21 protein-coding genes are annotated in these 15,800 nt (G+C 44.8%); 1 reads left to right on the top strand and 20 read right to left on the bottom strand.

Features of this window, described 5'->3' with window-relative positions:
- The 16 genes from proA to hrcA form a co-directional block, all read right to left on the bottom strand.
- The coding region (proA, locus tag GX756_03255; protein ID NLC16876.1) for a gamma-glutamyl-phosphate reductase at positions 1–242 on the bottom strand (242 nt) is incomplete at its 3' end.
- Positions 243–277: 35 nt separating this feature from the next.
- Complete coding sequence (locus tag GX756_03260; protein ID NLC16877.1) at positions 278–1,021, bottom strand: YebC/PmpR family DNA-binding transcriptional regulator; 744 nt, start codon at positions 1,019–1,021, stop codon at positions 278–280.
- Between the two features lie 85 nt (positions 1,022–1,106).
- Positions 1,107–1,850 carry an RNA methyltransferase gene (locus tag GX756_03265; protein NLC16878.1) on the bottom strand — a complete coding sequence of 248 codons (744 nt, stop codon included), beginning with the start codon at positions 1,848–1,850 and terminating at the stop codon, positions 1,107–1,109.
- Between the two features lie 40 nt (positions 1,851–1,890).
- Positions 1,891–2,244 (bottom strand): 50S ribosomal protein L20, encoded by a 354-nt coding sequence (rplT, locus tag GX756_03270; GenBank protein ID NLC16879.1) that lies wholly within the window; start codon positions 2,242–2,244, stop codon positions 1,891–1,893.
- 14 nt (positions 2,245–2,258) lie between these two features.
- On the bottom strand, positions 2,259–2,453 hold the full coding sequence (rpmI, locus tag GX756_03275) for a 50S ribosomal protein L35 (GenBank protein NLC16880.1): 195 nt from the start codon (positions 2,451–2,453) through the stop codon (positions 2,259–2,261).
- A 22-nt stretch (positions 2,454–2,475) separates the two neighbouring features.
- Entirely contained in the window at positions 2,476–2,976 is a 501-nt protein-coding gene (locus GX756_03280) for a translation initiation factor IF-3 (protein NLC16881.1), read from the bottom strand.
- Positions 2,977–3,154: 178 nt separating this feature from the next.
- Positions 3,155–3,574, bottom strand: a complete 420-nt coding sequence (locus GX756_03285) for a hypothetical protein (GenBank protein NLC16882.1) — start codon at positions 3,572–3,574, stop codon at positions 3,155–3,157.
- 99 nt (positions 3,575–3,673) lie between these two features.
- Complete coding sequence (locus tag GX756_03290; GenBank protein NLC16883.1) at positions 3,674–3,856, bottom strand: 30S ribosomal protein S21; 183 nt, start codon at positions 3,854–3,856, stop codon at positions 3,674–3,676.
- A gap of 133 nt (positions 3,857–3,989) precedes the next feature.
- Positions 3,990–4,340, bottom strand: a complete 351-nt coding sequence (locus tag GX756_03295) for a histidine triad nucleotide-binding protein (protein NLC16884.1) — start codon at positions 4,338–4,340, stop codon at positions 3,990–3,992.
- 51 nt (positions 4,341–4,391) lie between these two features.
- Positions 4,392–5,627, bottom strand: a complete 1,236-nt coding sequence (gene mtaB, locus GX756_03300) for a tRNA (N(6)-L-threonylcarbamoyladenosine(37)-C(2))-methylthiotransferase MtaB (protein ID NLC16885.1) — start codon at positions 5,625–5,627, stop codon at positions 4,392–4,394.
- Positions 5,624–6,361 (bottom strand): 16S rRNA (uracil(1498)-N(3))-methyltransferase, encoded by a 738-nt coding sequence (locus GX756_03305; GenBank protein NLC16886.1) that lies wholly within the window; start codon positions 6,359–6,361, stop codon positions 5,624–5,626. Before GX756_03305 ends, mtaB begins: the two co-directional genes overlap by 4 nt.
- Positions 6,362–6,364: 3 nt before the next feature.
- Positions 6,365–7,270, bottom strand: a complete 906-nt coding sequence (gene prmA, locus GX756_03310; GenBank protein NLC16887.1) for a 50S ribosomal protein L11 methyltransferase — start codon at positions 7,268–7,270, stop codon at positions 6,365–6,367.
- A gap of 221 nt (positions 7,271–7,491) precedes the next feature.
- On the bottom strand, positions 7,492–8,592 hold the full coding sequence (gene dnaJ / locus GX756_03315; GenBank protein NLC16888.1) for a molecular chaperone DnaJ: 1,101 nt from the start codon (positions 8,590–8,592) through the stop codon (positions 7,492–7,494).
- A 28-nt stretch (positions 8,593–8,620) separates the two neighbouring features.
- On the bottom strand, positions 8,621–10,426 hold the full coding sequence (gene dnaK, locus GX756_03320; GenBank protein ID NLC16889.1) for a molecular chaperone DnaK: 1,806 nt from the start codon (positions 10,424–10,426) through the stop codon (positions 8,621–8,623).
- Between the two features lie 47 nt (positions 10,427–10,473).
- Positions 10,474–11,211, bottom strand: coding sequence for a nucleotide exchange factor GrpE (locus tag GX756_03325; protein ID NLC16890.1), 738 nt, complete (start codon positions 11,209–11,211; stop codon positions 10,474–10,476).
- 73 nt (positions 11,212–11,284) lie between these two features.
- Entirely contained in the window at positions 11,285–12,340 is a 1,056-nt protein-coding gene (hrcA, locus tag GX756_03330) for a heat-inducible transcription repressor HrcA (GenBank protein ID NLC16891.1), read from the bottom strand.
- 252 nt (positions 12,341–12,592) lie between these two features.
- Between hrcA and GX756_03335 the strand changes: the two genes are divergently transcribed.
- Positions 12,593–13,348, top strand: coding sequence for an SDR family oxidoreductase (locus GX756_03335; GenBank protein ID NLC16892.1), 756 nt, complete (start codon positions 12,593–12,595; stop codon positions 13,346–13,348).
- Positions 13,349–13,652: 304 nt separating this feature from the next.
- On the opposite strand, the gene GX756_03340 is transcribed toward GX756_03335, so the two are convergent.
- From GX756_03340 to GX756_03355, 4 genes are all read right to left on the bottom strand, one after another.
- Positions 13,653–14,066: a transcriptional repressor gene (locus GX756_03340; protein NLC16893.1), complete on the bottom strand. Its 414-nt coding sequence runs from the start codon at positions 14,064–14,066 to the stop codon at positions 13,653–13,655.
- Positions 14,063–14,896 (bottom strand): metal ABC transporter permease, encoded by an 834-nt coding sequence (locus tag GX756_03345; GenBank protein ID NLC16894.1) that lies wholly within the window; start codon positions 14,894–14,896, stop codon positions 14,063–14,065. Before GX756_03345 ends, GX756_03340 begins: the two co-directional genes overlap by 4 nt.
- Positions 14,883–15,608 (bottom strand): metal ABC transporter ATP-binding protein, encoded by a 726-nt coding sequence (locus GX756_03350; protein NLC16895.1) that lies wholly within the window; start codon positions 15,606–15,608, stop codon positions 14,883–14,885. Before GX756_03350 ends, GX756_03345 begins: the two co-directional genes overlap by 14 nt.
- Positions 15,609–15,800: hypothetical protein (locus GX756_03355; GenBank protein NLC16896.1), on the bottom strand; the 192-nt coding region annotated here is incomplete at its 5' end.

The following is a 15,800-nucleotide window of genomic DNA, read 5'->3' on the forward strand; positions in this document are numbered from 1 at the left end:
ACGCCATTGGCTATGACCTGAATACGCTCTGGGGTGAGCCTAAGCCTGTCTTGGTAATGGGAAGGCTTGTTTTGGGCGTTATCAAGGTCTTTTAAATTGGCGTCCAAAATTTTTCGGGAATTTTTGATTAGCTCGTCTGCTATATGTCCCAAAATCTTGTTTTTTTGGGCGGTGTCGTATCTAGCCAGCTCAAAGCTTGCCTTTTTTACCGCCGAACAAACGCTTAAAATAAAATCTTCCATATTAATCGCACCTTTTAATTATTATTTTTTAGGAATTATTCTTCGCTTACTTCTTCGGGCAACTCGGCGTTGTGGTAAACATTTTGGACATCATCGTTTTCTTCCAGTTTTTCAAGAAAGGCTTGGAACTTTTGGGCGTCCTCGCCTTCTAGCTTGACTGTGGTTTGGGGTATCTTGTCTAGCTCGGCGGACAAGATGTTAAGCCCCAGCCCTTCCAAGCCCTCTCTCATGCGCCCCAAATTGCCCGGGTCTGTCAAAATCTCGTATTGGTCGCCCTCGGGGAAAATTTCCTCGGCGCCCAAATCAATAGCTTGAAGCATTATTTCTTCGTCTTTTTGGGGCTCGTTTCTTTCGGCTATTACCACGCCTTTGGTGTCAAACATAAAAGACACGCAGCCCGTAGTGCCCAAAGACCCGCCGTATTTATCAAACAAATGGCGCATGTCTGCCGCTGTGCGGTTTTTGTTGTAGGTCAATGTGTCCACTATAACCGCGACCCCGTTGCCGCCATAGCCTTCGTATGTTATCTCCTCGTAATTGACGCTGCCTAACTCGCCCGCGGCCTTTTTGATGCTGCGGGTTATGTTGTCGTTGGGGATATTGTTGGCGCGCGCTTTGGCTATAATATCCCTTAGCTTAGGGTTGTTGGCAGGGTCCGTTCCTCCCAATTTTACCGCAACCGCTATCTCCCGTCCGATTTTGGTAAAGATTTTGGCTTTTTGGGCATCGGTTTTTTCCTTTTTGTGCCTTATGTTTGCCCATTTGCTATGACCTGCCATAACTTATAACTCCTTTTTTAAATTTTATATTAAAATTTTTATATTCAAAAATATATTCTTTTGAAATTAATGCGATTATATAATATTATAAACTTTTTAGGTAAAAAATCAAAATGCCTGCGCTGACGGCGGCGTTTAAAGACTCAATGTTTTGCATCGGAATTGACAAAAAGCGCTTGCATTTTTCTTTGACAGCTTGGCTTAATCCGTTGGCTTCGTTGCCTATCGCCAGCGCGAAATTGGTTTTTTGGGTATAATTTAGATAATTTTCGCCGCGAATGTCCGCGCCCAATATCTCGCAATTTTTGGCTATTGCATCCAAATAGTCGTAACCAATCTCGTAAATATTGACAAAAAATATGCCGCCCATAGCGCTTCTTACGGTTTTGGAGCTGTACGCGTCCGCGCAATTCAATAGATATATGTCTTTTATGCCAGCCGCCGCCGCCGCGCGGATAATCGCGCCTAGGTTGCCCGCGTCGCTTATATTGTCCAATATAAGACAATCTTTTCGCGGCGCTTGGGGCGCGCGGGACTGGTAACGCGCAGCCGCCAAAACGCCTTGAGGGCTTACCGTTTGGCTGGCGTATTCAAAGATGTTGTCGTCCAATATTACGGTCTTTTCGGCATACGGCAAAAATCTTTGGAATTCCTCGGCTTTGGACTTAGCGAGGGCTAAAATATTAATCTTAAAGCCCGCCCTTATACAGTCGTCTATCAGTTTATGCCCTTCGGCCAAAAAAAGCCCGTATTGTTTTCTAAATTTTTTGTTATTTAATTTTTTTAGCAGTTTGACTGTTTGGTTGGCGCGCGATTTGATTATTTCCATAATAAAAAATTAGCCCATAAATAATGGGCTGATGTTATTTTTATTTTATAGCGGCTTTTGCCTTCTCAACCAGCGCGGAGAACGCCGTAGCGTCGTTGACCGCCAAGTCCGCTAACATCTTGCGGTTTAGGTTAATGCCCGCGCTTTTTAGACCGTGCATAAAGCGGCTGTAGCATAGACCGTTGCTTCTTGCCGCCGCGTTTATGCGCGCGATCCATAGCTTCCTAAAATCCCTTTTCCTTAACCTTCTGCCGATATAGGCGTACATTAAGGATTTCATAACGGCTTGTTTTGCCGTTTTGTATAATTTAGACTTGCCGCCAAAATAACCCTTGGCTAATCTTAATACTTTCTTGCGTTTTTTGGCCGCGTTGACCGCTCTTTTTATTCTCATGTCCTAGCGCCTCCTTAACCTTGTATCATCTTCTTTATCGTGCTTGCTTGCGTTTGGCTCACATACGCTGTTTGACGCAAATTCCTTACGGTCTTGCGACGTTTTTTGGTTAGAATATGGTTTTTGCCTTGCTGACCTCTTTTCAGCTTGCCGCCGCCTGTTACTCTAAATCGCTTTTTGGCGCCGGTATGACTTCTCATTTTGGGCATGGTTATTAGTCCTCCGTAAATTTTACTTTGCTGCTTTCATAGGCGAGAGCATCATCAAAATGCTTCTGCCTTCTTTATACGCGTTTTTGTCCACCACTGCGACATCTTTCAAAAGCTCATAAAACCTTTTCATTACTTCTATGCCTTGGTCCGAAAACGCTTGCTGGCGTCCCCTCATCCTTATTGAGACCTTGACCTTGTCGCCGTTTTTCAAAAACTTGGACGCTTGGCGGGCTTTTGTTTCAAGGTCGTGTTTGTCAATAGTCATGGACAGCCATATTTCTTTTAATTCGCTTGTCTTTTGGTTTTTTTTCGCATCCTTTTCCCTCTTAGCCGCGTCAAATCTGTATTTGCCATAATCCATTATCTTGCAAACAGGCGGATTGGCGTTGGGAGCCACCTTTACCAAATCCAGATTTTTTTGGTCAGCCAGTTTTAAGGCTTCTTGCGTCGGCATTATGCCAACTTGTTTTCCGTCAACATCAATAACCCTTACTTCGCGGTCGCGGATTTTGTCATTGATTTCTAAATCTTTAAAAATACCCAACCTCCATATATAGTTATAAAATAGAGCAGGCAAAAATTACCTGCTCTCATTAGTCAATTAAAAAAATATTGACTCGGTTCGAGTAAAACCCAACCGGTGAGAAGCGATAACTTCTGCTTGCATTTGTTTATTTTATAAAAAATAGGTTTTTTTGTCAACAATTTTTTAGGAATTGTTTTTCCTTGTAATACCGTTCTTTTAGTTCGGTATATTTGGACATTAACATAAACAAATATCTTTGACGGGAAACAAAATCCATTTTTTCGTATTTTTCTTGGTCAATCAAGCATTTTACGGGGTTTATTATATCTTCGTTTTTATCCAAAATTTCGCATACTTTCTTATATAATATTTCATCCGAGTTGTTGACGCTGTTTATGGTGGCTTTGATTTCTCGGGTGTGCTTGTTTTTGTAAAACTGATCAATCATCTGGGAGGGTTTGCCTTCTTCCAAGGCCTTTTGGCGCGCCAACTCGCGCTCTTTTTTGATAGCTGTCCAGTAACCGCTCTTAAGCCGCGCTTTCGCGCCCGCCGCAAGCTTTCTTAATTCGCCCTTTTCTTTTTTTCCTCTCATAAATTCACGCCCCTTTTTTATATAATAAAAGACCAATATCCCTCTTTGGCGATCTTGGTCTTTTGTACAACTATCTAAAAAAGAAAACTATTTAATTTTTTATCTGGCTCTAGCCTTACGCTTCTTGGCCGCCTCTTTTTTCTTCTTGCGGCGAACACTGGGCTTTTCATAGTGTTCTTTGCGCCGAAGGTCGCTGATGATGTTGTCTTTTTGGCACTTCTTTTTCCAGCGTTTTATAGCGTCATCAATCGTCTCTTTTTCGCTGACCTTGACGGTTGACATGTATCCTTTCTCGACCTCCTTTCCGCAAACGGATAAAATCTTCCCAAAAAAACAAAATATAAACTTCATTTTTGGAGAAGTCTTTTTTATTTTATAATATCTCAATTAAATAGTCAAACAAATCTAAATATCTTTATATATTTTGTGTAAAATCGGGCCAGCCCAAAACCTGTCCGCCCATAATATGAATGTGCAAATGAAAAACGGTCTGGCCGGCGCTTTCGCCTTGATTGATTGTAAGCCTGTAACCGTCTTTTAGGCCTAGTTCGTCTTTTAGGGCGGCAATCTTGGACAGGATATAGCCGATATCTTCTTGGTCTTGGCCGCTCATTTGGTCCAAAAAGCCGTAATGGCTCTTAGGGACAGCCAATAGGTGAATTTTCGCCTTGGGCGCGATGTCCTTGAAGATAAGCATTTTATCGTCTTCGTATAATTTTTGGGAGGGTATTTCGCCTTTTATTATTTTGCAAAAGATACAATTCATATTTGCTCGCTCCTTATCGTTATTGTTTTTATTATACCAAAATTTACAAAACTATTCCAAAATCCCCAGCGCTCCTTCGCGGAATCTTGGGCCTATCTTGATTTTTATCAGCTCGCCCAGCGGCGCGCCTTGCGGCAAATACGCCTTAATATAGTTTTGGGTGTGTCCCGTCACATAGCCGTCCTCAGCCTGTTCGGCGATAACCTCGGCGGTTTTGCCCAGCTCGCTTTGCAAAAATCGCGAAAACAGCTTTTCGCGCAAGTTTTCCAAGTCTTTGGCCCGCGCGCGCTTGATCGCCTTGTCCACCTGGGGCATTTTGGCGGCGCGGGTGTTTGGCCTTATTGAGTAAGTAAAGATATGCATAAAGCTAAGGCCCGCCCTCTCCAGCGTGTTCATGGTCTCTTGGTGGTCTTGGTCGGTCTCTTGCGGAAAGCCCGCTATAATATCCGAGGTAATGGCCGCCCGCGGATAGTTTTTTCTTATTAGGTCGCAGGCGTCTATTATGTCTTGTTTTGTGTATTTCCTGTTCATATTTTTCAGGACTTGGTCGCTGCCGCTTTGTATGGACAGATGAAAATGCGGGCAGTAATTGCCTTCTTTCATGGCGTCTATCAGTTCTTGGGTGACCGCCTTGACGCCCAAAGAGCTTATTCTTATTCTGGGGCCGAGCTTGCCCACCCGCCTTATAAGGTCAATAAAATTAAGCCCGTTATAGCTATAATCCGACAAGTCTATGCCGCCTAAGACTATTTCCTTGGCTTTGCAATCCAATATTTCTTTGATTATGCTGTCAATGTCTCTTGAGCGGCTTCGCCCGCGAAGAAAGGGCACTATGCAATACGAGCAAAATTTGTCGCAGCCGTCTTGGACCTTGATATAGCCGCGCGTTCGGTTTTGGCGGGCCGGCTGGTCTTCGTATTGCTTGCTGATATATATGTCTGAAAATTTGCGCTCGCCGTTTAGGTATCTTCTGACGATATCCACCTTGCCGCCCAATCCGCCTATCGCCGCGACATTGTGGATTTCCAAAAAGCGTTTTGCCGAGCGTTGCGCGGCACAGCCCAAAATAATGACATCGGAATGCGGCGACACGGCGTTGACCCGCCTTGCCATTTGGCGCGATTTGCGCTCGGCCTCCGCGGTAACCGCGCAGGTATTAATGACATACAAGTCCGCCTTTTCAAAAGAGTCGCCCACCTCGTAGCCGTGTTCCTCCAGTATCTTGGCGACCGCGCCCGATTCGTATTGGTTGGTCTTGCAGCCCAATGTGTATACTACGGCTTTCATTGCTCTCCTTTTTTCATCTGGTCAAATTGATACATAACAATAGCGGCTACGCTTATCGCCGCCGTCTCCGCCCGCAAAATCCTGTCGCCCAAAGTCACGGTTTGGGCGTTTTGTTCTTTGGCTTGCTTGACTTCTTCTTGGCTAAATCCCCCCTCCGAGCCGATTATTATGGCTATCTTTTTGGGCTTGGCGGCCGCGGCAAGCGCGGTTTTTATGTCCGTTTGGTTTTCTAGCTCATACGGCATTAAAACATAATCATAATCTTTTAAGCGCGGTAAAATGTCCGAAAACTTTTGGGTCTTTTCTACCGTCGGGACTACCGCCCTGCCGCATTGCTTGGCGGCTTCTTGCGCTATTTTTTGCAGTCTTTCTGTTTTGACGATATGTTCTTTGGTTTGGGTGTATTGCGATAAAAAAGGAATTATGCTTTTTATCCCCAATTCCGCGCATTTTTGGACTATAAGCTCAAGTTTGTCGCCCTTGGGGACGGCTTGAAAAAGCGCGACATCTATACCGGCTTCGTTGTTGTTTTTTTGGCGGGATAGCCTTTTTAGAACGGCTTGGTTTTTTTTGATTTCTATTATTTGGCAAATATTATCATAGCCGTCGTTAAAACAGACGATAACTTGCTCGCCTATTTGGGCTCTTGTGACATTGACAAGATGATGATATTCTTGACCCTGCAATATAATGGTATCGTCATCGGTGTGTTGCGTAAAAAACCTTTTTGACATAAATTATCCTTTTTTGTATATAAGGCAACGCCAATCGTCCATTGATTTTTGGTCCATAAGCCCAAAATCCCCATAGGCCTTTTTTAAATCCAATAATCTTTGGTCTATTATCCCGCCCAAAACCAATATCCCGCCGCCTATTAGCCTTTCATAAAACAAATCCTTTAGGCTTATCAAAACATCGGCCGTGATATTGGCCAAAATGATATCGGCTGTTTGACTAACCTTGTCCAAAGTCCCATATATTATTTGGGCTTTATTAGTCATATTATTATGTTCCAAATTTTCTTGGGCCACTTTGATTGCCGATTGGTCGTTGTCTAGCATTATTGCTTTTTGCGCGCCCAGCTTTAGGGCGCAAATCCCCAATATTCCGCTGCCGCACCCGACATCCATTACCGTCTTGCCCTTCAAACCCATATCTTGCATCGCGTCCAGGCACATTTTGGTCGTCTGGTGCGAGCCCGTGCCGAACGCCATTGACGGATTGATATATACTATGGGCTTATCTGTCTTATAGCCGTCAAGCCAAGGGGGGACTATGGCGAGTTTTTTGAGCTCTATGGGCGCGAAAAATTTTTTCCACTCGTCGCGATAGGCGCTGTCGTCTTTTATGGCTACTTCAACGGAATATTCAAAATCGTCGTTTATGTTTTTTAGGCGTTTTAACTCGTCCAAATAGGGCTCAATGTCGCTATCGGGATAAAAATACGCCCTTATATAGACTTGGCCGTAAGTTTTTTTAAACAAGTCTTCGTCGGCATAATCCCAAAACCCGAAATTTGCCAAGTCTATACAGTCTTGCGCGTCCCAAATCGCGACGCCCCCGTAATTGTTTTCGCTCAATACCGCCGCCGCGATATCGGCGTATTTATAGGTGGTGATAACCGTCAACTCTTTGTACCGCATTTTTCTTAAATTATCTTACCACAAAAAAATAAAAAAATATATAAAAAAATAAAAGATTAAAAGATATAAAAAACGCTATAGGACGAATTGCCAAAAAATCAATAAGTCCGTTATTTTCAAAAAATCAAAAAATTTTCCGCTTTTTTTGCGGGTTTTTGACGCCTAAAAAAATTAATAGATGTAAAAAATTTAAAGCGCTTATTTCCATAATTATGGGAAAATCAGCTAAGATAATCTTTGGCTTTTTCGTATTGGTTGTTGCTTATGCTCTTGTGCAGGTTTTTGATAAGTTCTTTTTGGTCGCCCTTTAGGTTTTTGGGCAGCTCCACTATTACTTTGAGATACAAATCGCCATAGCCTTCGCGCCTTAGCATTTTCATGCCCTCGCCGCGTATCTTAAACACCGTGTTGGTTTGCGTGCCTTCGGGGACAGCCAAGGTGACATCGCCCTTTAGCGTCTTGATTTTGATTTTGTCGCCCAAGATGGCTTGGGTAAACGCTATGGGTATGTCGGCGTAAAGGTCATAGCCCTTTCTAGTAAACAGCTTGTGCGGCAGTACATTGACCGATATTATGAGATTGCCTCTTTGGGCGGTATCGGCCGAGCCGTTGCCCTCGCCCTGAACGGTCATAATTTGACCGTTGTCAATGCCCGCGGGGATATTGATCTTGATTGTGCGGTTTTTCTTGACCGCGCCTTTGCCTCGGCATTCTGGACAGGTTTGTTTGATTTTTCTGCCCGTGCCTGAGCAGCTTGCGCATGTGCGGGTATTGACCATGCGCCCAAAAAGCGTGTTTTGGGCAAATTGAACTCTGCCTGAGCCGTTGCATTCCGGACAGGTTATGTATTCCGAGCCGTTTTTGGCGCCCGTGCCGCGACAGTCTTCGCAGCGCTCGGCGCGCGGAATGGTTATATCCTTGCTAACGCCAAAAAAAGCTTCCTCAAAGGTCAAGGTAATGCTTATGGATATGTCCGAGGGACGCCTTTTGGGACGCTCAAAAGAGTCCCCCGTAAACATATTGATTATATCCTCAAAAAAGCCGCCGCCTGAAAAGCCCGTGGAAAATCCGCCAAAATTGCCAAAGTCAAACCCGCCCATGCCGGGGTCCGCCGTTCCGAACCTATCGTAATTGGCGCGCTTTTGGGGGTCGCTTAATATTTCATACGCTTCGTTGACTTCTTTGAATTTTTCGGCGGCTTGCTTATCGCCCGGGTTTAAGTCCGGGTGATATTTTTTGGCAAGCTTCCGATAGGCCGATTTTATCTCGTTTTCGGTAGCGTTTTTGGATACGCCTAGTATATCGTAATAGGATTTTGCCATTTAACGCTCTTTTTTAGGTATATTTTTTTTACGCGTCTTGGCCGGGCGCGTCTTGGATATCGGGATTGATTCCGTCGCCGCTGGAAGCGTTAGCTCCGGCCTGCTGATAAAACCTGGTAAATATCTCAGAGGTGTGTTTTTGGGTTTCGTCCAAAGCCGCTTTGATTTTGTCTTGGTCGTCGCTCTTTAAGGCTTCTTTTAAGTCCTCGGCGGCTTTTGTAAGCCTTTGCTTTTCGTCTTCGCTTATCTTGTCGCCGTTTTCCTTGACAAATCTTTCTATGCCGAACACAACGGTATCGGCTTGGTTTTTGAGCTCCACAAATTCTTTTCTCTTTCGGTCTTCTTTCTCGTATTTTTTGGCGTCTTCAATAGCTTTTTGGATTTCTTCCTCGGATAAATTGGAAGAAGCCGTGATAGAGATTGACTGTTCTTTGCCCGTGCCTTTGTCTTTGGCCGTGACATGCACGATACCATTGGCGTCAATATCAAAGGTAACTTCTATTTGAGGCACGCCTCTGGGCGCGGGCGGAATGCCCGTAAGCTCAAACCTGCCCAATGTCTTATTATAGGCGGCCAATTCCCTCTCGCCCTGCAAAACATGGATGTCAACCGAGGGCTGATTGTCCGTGGCCGTAGAAAAGATTTGGGACTTGCGGGTGGGAATGGTTGTGTTCCTTTCTATTATCTTGGTGAATATTCCGCCCATGGTCTCAATTCCCAATGAAAGCGGGGTAACATCAAGCAATAAAACATCCTTAACCTCGCCCGCCAATACGCCCGCCTGAATCGCCGCGCCTAAGGCCACGCATTCGTCGGGGTTAATGCCCTTAAAGGGCTCTTTGCCCGTAAATTTCTTGACGGTTTCTATTACCGCGGGGATGCGGGTAGAACCGCCCACCAGTATAACCTTTTCTATCTCGTTGATAGAGATGCCCGCGTCTTCTATGGCCCTTTTCATAGCCGCCAAAGTCTTTTCGGTCAAATGCGCGGTCATCTGCTCAAACTTGGCGCGCGTAAGCTCGTAGTCTATATGCTTAGGGCCGTTGCTGTCTGCCGTAATAAAGGGCAGGCTGATATTGGTCTTTAGAACGCTGCTGAGTTCTATCTTGGCTTTTTCGGCGGCGTCTTTTAGCCTTTGCATGACCATGCGGTCTTGGCTAAGATCAATACCGTTTTCTTTTTTGAATGTGTCTATTATCCACTTTATAATCTCGTTGTCATAGTCGTCGCCGCCCAATTTGTTGTCGCCGGCGGTCGCCAAAACCTCAAACACGCCGTCGCCTATTTCCAATATGGACACATCAAAAGTTCCGCCGCCCAAGTCATAGACCAAAATCTTGGCGTTTTTTTCTTTGGCTTTGTCCAAGCCGTAAGCCAAAGAGGCCGCCGTCGGCTCGTTGATTATCCTCAAAACTTCCAGCCCCGCGATTCTGCCGGCGTCTTTGGTCGCCTGACGCTGCGAGTCCGAAAAATAGGCGGGAACGGTAATGACAGCTTGGGTTATTTTTGTCCCCAAATAACTCTCGGCGTCGGCTTTTAGTTTTTGCAAAATCATTGCCGAGATTTCGGGGGGCGTAAACTCCTTGTCGTCTATTTTTATCTTTCTATTCGTGCCCATGTCCCTTTTGATAGAGAGTATGGTCCTCTCGGGATTGGCTATCGCCTGTCTTTTGGCTATCTGGCCTACTAACCTCTCGCCGTCTTTGGTAAAACCTACTACCGACGGGGTAGTCCTTGAGCCCTCGGAATTAGGAATAACGGTCGGTTCGCCGCCTTCCATAACGGCGACGCAAGAATTGGTAGTTCCAAGGTCAATTCCTATTACTTTTGCCATATGTCATTTATCTCCTTTTTAGCTTACAAATTTTTTATATTAATATATTATTCGGCTATTTTGACGCTTGCGTAACGCAATATCTTTTCGCCCAAACGATATCCTTTTTGTATAACTTCCACGACCGCGCCGGCTTTCGCGCCTTCTATCTTGACGCGCTCTACGGCGCTGTGGAGATTGGGGTCAAATTCTTGTCCTTGCGCCTCAATCTCTTTTACCTCAAAGTTTTTTAAGACATCTTGTATCTGGCGGTATATCATCTGCACGCCGCTTGCCGTGGCCTGGTCTTTTATCATGCCCAAAGCGTGCTCTATCACATCCAAGATTTTGATGACTTCTGTAATAACCTCGCAGCGCCCCTCCGTTTGCGCGGCGCTGATACTGTCGGCGTTTCTTTTGCGGAAATTGTCAAACTCCGCCTGAAGATTGACCAGCCTTTGAGCCAGCGCGTCGGCTTTGGCGCGTTCCCTTTGGGCTTGCTCTTGCGCCTGGATGATTTGGTTGTTTAGGCTTTGCATATGGTCGTCAAAAGCCTTTATAGCCGCGAGCTGCTCTTGGGTCATCTGGATTTCTTGCTCGGCTAAGCCGTCTTGCTTGGATTGTCCGTTTTTGGCTTGTTCGGCTTGCCCGGTTTTTTCGCCCTGCCCGTCTTGCCCGGATTTTTGGTCTTGTTCCGTTTTTGAGGCTTGGCCCTCCGCGCAATCGGGCTCGTCGCAATCCGCGCAGTCGCAAACATCCTGGCAGCAATCCTCAAAATTCATTTTTAGGTCGTCATTTTTGGTCATTTAATCCTCCAAATTAATAAAGCGGTTTTTGGCTTATTAGTTTTATTCTTGCTTTTCGTCTATATAATTAGTTTTATTCTTGCTTTTCGTCTATATAAATATTAACTCGTTTCTTTATGCTGTCGTTGATTGTTTTGCCAATATAATCAAGAACGGACACGACTTTGGAATAGTCCATTCTGATAGGCCCTATCACGCCCGCTTGGCCGATGTTTTTGCCGTTGATTATGTAATTGGCCGTGACAATGGCGCATTCGGGCAAGGACTCGTACCGCTCGTCTTTGCCTATGCGGATATTAAGCTCTACATTGTCCGTGGCCTTTAAGACCGGGATAAGCTGTTCTTTGGCTTCAAGCATGGCTATGATTGACTTGGCTTGCTGGACATTGCTGTATTCGGGCTGCTCCAAAAGCTTGGACGCGCCCTCCAAGACAAAGTCCTCCACGCTCGCGCGCTCGTAATATTTTTTGATTATGTCTATTATGGCGTCAAAAATTTTTTGATAGCCTTTTAGGGCGGAATTAATAATCTTGTTGGGTTTCATAACCTGGGCGATCTTCTTGCCGCCGAACACCTGCAAAGACAGCTTGCTGACAGCGTCAAAATAATTGTCGTCCATCTCTTCTTCTAGATTGACAATGGCGTCTTTTAGCACGCCTAGGTTGGTGACGACAACGACCAAAGCCGTTTTGGCTTGGAGTTTTACAATCTTGATATTCTCTATGACAGCTTCGGATATATCGTTCACAAACGCCAAAGACGTGTAATTGGTGACTTCGCTTATTACCTTGGCGGTCTTTTTTAAAACATCTTTTAGCTGAAGCATTTGTTGGTTGAAATGGCTTTTTATTAAGTTTAGCTCGGTTTTGGTTAATTTTTTGCGCGGCATAAGTTTTTCCACATACAGCTTGTAGGCTTCCTTGGTGGGAATTCTGCCGGAGGACGTATGCGGTTGATAAAGATAGCCCATCTCTTCCAGCGCCGCCAGCTCGTTGCGTATGGTAGCCGAACTGATCTCGGGCATGTGCCGGACTTGGATATCCGCGCTGGATATAGGCTCTGCCTGATTGATATAATCCTCAATGATTGATTTTAAAATCTTTGCCTTTCTGGCGGTCAAATTGGGCATGGTTTTTGGTTTTTTTTGGTTTCTCTTTTATTAATTATACACGTTTTAGCACTCGTTTATACCGATTATTAGCAGTCAAAGTCAAAGAGTGCTAAATTAATACTAACATTATTAACAACCATTTGTCAATTAAAAAAATATAAAAAGTTTGGCAAAAAAATTATGTAAAAGATTATTATTAAAAAAATAAAATATTATGTTATAATGATAAAAGGTAAATTTTGCAAAAAATTAAAATACGGGAGGAAAATTATGAAGCTTGCTGAAAAAGTCGCAATAGTCACGGGCGCCGCATCGGGAATAGGCAAAGCCATAGCGCAATTATTTGCCGAAGAGGGCGCTAAGGTTATCGTATCCGACATTAATATTGAGGAAGCCGAAAAAGTGGCCGAGCAAATCCGCTCGCAAGGCGGCCAAGCCGAAGCCGTAAGGACCGATGTCTCCAAGGAAGAGGACGTTGCCAATATGGTTGATTTGGCGCTTAAGATTTATAAGACGGCGGATATTTTGGTCAACAACGCAGGGGTAATGGATAACTTTGAGCCCGCCGCCGACATTACCGACGCGCAATGGGAAAGAATATTTGCCGTCAATACGACCTCTGTTATGAGAACGACTAGGAAGGTGCTGCCGATATTTTTGGAAGCCTCAAAAGGCGTTATAATTAATATAGCCTCCATAGGCGGATTATGCGGCAAAGTCGCGGGAACGGCTTACACCGCGAGCAAATTCGCGGTAATCGGGTTCACAAAAAGCACGGCGTATATGTATGCCAACAAGGGCATAAGGTGCAACGCGATAGCGCCCGGCGCGGTTAAGACCAATATTCAATCCTCTATGAGCACTATAAACCAATTTGGCGCCTCGCGCACGCAGCCCGCGCTTCAAACCAATCCGCGCTTTGGCGAGCCGATGGAAATCGCTAAAGCCGCTTTGTTCTTGGCTTCTGATGACTCAAGTTTCGTAAACGGCGCCGTTTTGGTCGCCGATTCGGGTTGGACGGCGTAAAAGGCGACGGCTAAATTAAACAAGGCGATAGTTAAATCGCCGATAGCCGCCCTAGTTTTAACGGGCGGCTATTTTTTTATAAACACCGCCATTTATAGTTTTAGCGCCGCCGTCAATAAAAAATTTTGGGCGGTTATTGTTTTTTAAAAAAACACGGCAATTAAATAAACATAAAAAAAACATAAAAAGCCTATAATCAAAACAACTATTTTAAAACATCAAAAAAAATTTAGGCGCTGGACTATGTAGTTATTATGAAATGGCTATTTTTTAATTTTACTTTTGGGCATTTATGCGGCCATATTTACTTGGCTTTGCAGTCTTGGCAATAGCCGTAGATATCCAGTCTATGTTCGGTTATTTCAAAATTTTTGGGAAAAAGGCGTTTTTCTATATTTTCTAGGGGGCAATAGTCAACGGGTTGAATTTTTTTGCAGCCGAGGCACATCAAATAATGTATATGGCGCTGTTTTAACTGGTATAGCGTCCGGTCGCTGCCCTCAAAGCTCAGCGAACGGATTAGCCCGCTGTTCTTTAGCGCGTCCAATGTCCTGTAAACCGTGGAAAGATTGATCGGTCTGCCGCTTTCCAGGCAATGCCGATAGATATCTTCCGCCGAAAGCGGACGCGAGCTTTGCTGAAAATATTTTAGGATTTGGCATCTGTGTTTTGTGGGCTTTAAGCCCTTGTCTATAAGTTTTTGTTTGCATTCTTTCATAGAGTTTTCCTATTGGTTTTTGGTTTTTTGATTTTTTGGCAAATGGTTTTGATAACTAAGACAGCCAAAAAGCTGAATACGCCTATCAGCGCTATGATCGCGCCGGGCTTAAAACCTTGGTAAAAAGACAAAAACAATCCCGTTACGGTAAACGCCGCCGCGAATATTATAGCGTAAATAATCGTTTGCAGATAGCTTTTGGAAATTTGCATAGAACAGGCCACGGGCAAGACGATTAGCGACGAGACCAACAGCGCGCCCACGATTTTTGCGGCAAGCGCTATGGAAACGGCCGTAAGAATTGTAAAGATTATGTTGACGGTTTGGACCTTGACCCCCGCAAGGCGCGCGCCTTGTTCGTCAAAGGCGATATAAAACAATTCTTTGTATAGCAATATAAAAACAGCCAACACGAGCGCGCCCAAACCCGCTATTAGATAAAGCTCCAAGTCCGTTATGGCTATTATGCTTCCGAACAAAAAGCTGTCAAAGCTGGCGGGAGTTTTCACATAATCGGATAAGACGCCCGCCAGCCCAATGCCTAGCGACATTATTATGGCTATTGACATTTCTGAATATCGGGGCAACCTTTTCCTGATGCTTTCTATGCTCAAGGCCGCCGCAACGCATACTATCATAGCGCCTATCATGGGGTTAATATTAAAGATTAGGCCCGCCGCCACGCCCGCCAACGAGGTATGCGAAAGCGCGTCGCCTATCATAGACAGGCGTTTTAGCGCGATAACCACGCCTACGCAGGGGATTATTACGGCTATGATTATACCCGCCAAGAAAGCCTTGCGCATAAAAATATATTCAAATATTTCCATTGTCCTCCTCTGGCATTGTATGTTTGTGTTTGTATTTTTGCTCGAGCAGCACTTGCTCTTTGGTAAGGTATAACAAGCTGCCCGCGCCCAAGCACAAAATCCGCGAGCAATACCGCGCGGCGCATTCTTGGTCGTGGGTAACTATCAATACGGTCTTGCCCTCTTGGGTTGTTTTTTCTTTTAGGATTTGGTAAATATGCTCTGTGGTTTGGCTGTCAATGCCCGTAGTGGGCTCGTCCAAGATAAGCAAATCGCAATTGCTTGCCAGCGCTTTTGCCAGCATAACGCGTTGTTTTTGCCCGCCCGAGAGCTTGCCGACAAGGCTGTGCGCGTAGTCTTGCATCCCTAGTTTTTCCAGCGCTTTTAGCGCTTGTTGTTTTTTGTTTTTGGACGGTGCGCCGTAAAGCCCTAAGCCGACTATCTCTATGGCTTTGGCGGGGAAGTTGGAACAAAGGCTTACGCTGTTTTGGGCCACATAGCCTATGCGGTTGTAGTCTTTGAAACGCTTTATGTCTTGCCCGAAAAGCTCTATTTGTCCTTGGTCGGCTTGCAGCTGCCCAAGCAAAATTTTCAAAAAGGTGCTTTTGCCCGAGCCGTTGGACCCCAAGATAGCGACAAACTCGCCTTGGCGCAAATAAAAGTCAAGGCGTCTTAAGACGGTATGCGCTCCGTAAGAAAAATAAAGGTTGTTGACTTTGACGATGTCTTCCATTTATGTTAATCCGTTTTGATTATTTAGCGCGTATTTTATGGCGGCAAGGTTATCCCGCATTATCTTAAAATAATCGTCGCCTTTTTCCAAATCCTCTTGACTTAGACTTTCCAAGGGGGTAAGGATTTTTATCTCAACTTGAACGCCCTTGTCAAAAACCTCTGTCGCTAAGGCTTGGGCTAAATTTTGGCT

This window comes from Clostridiales bacterium (genome assembly GCA_012512255.1).
Lineage (GTDB): Bacteria > Bacillota > Clostridia > Christensenellales > DUVY01 > DUVY01.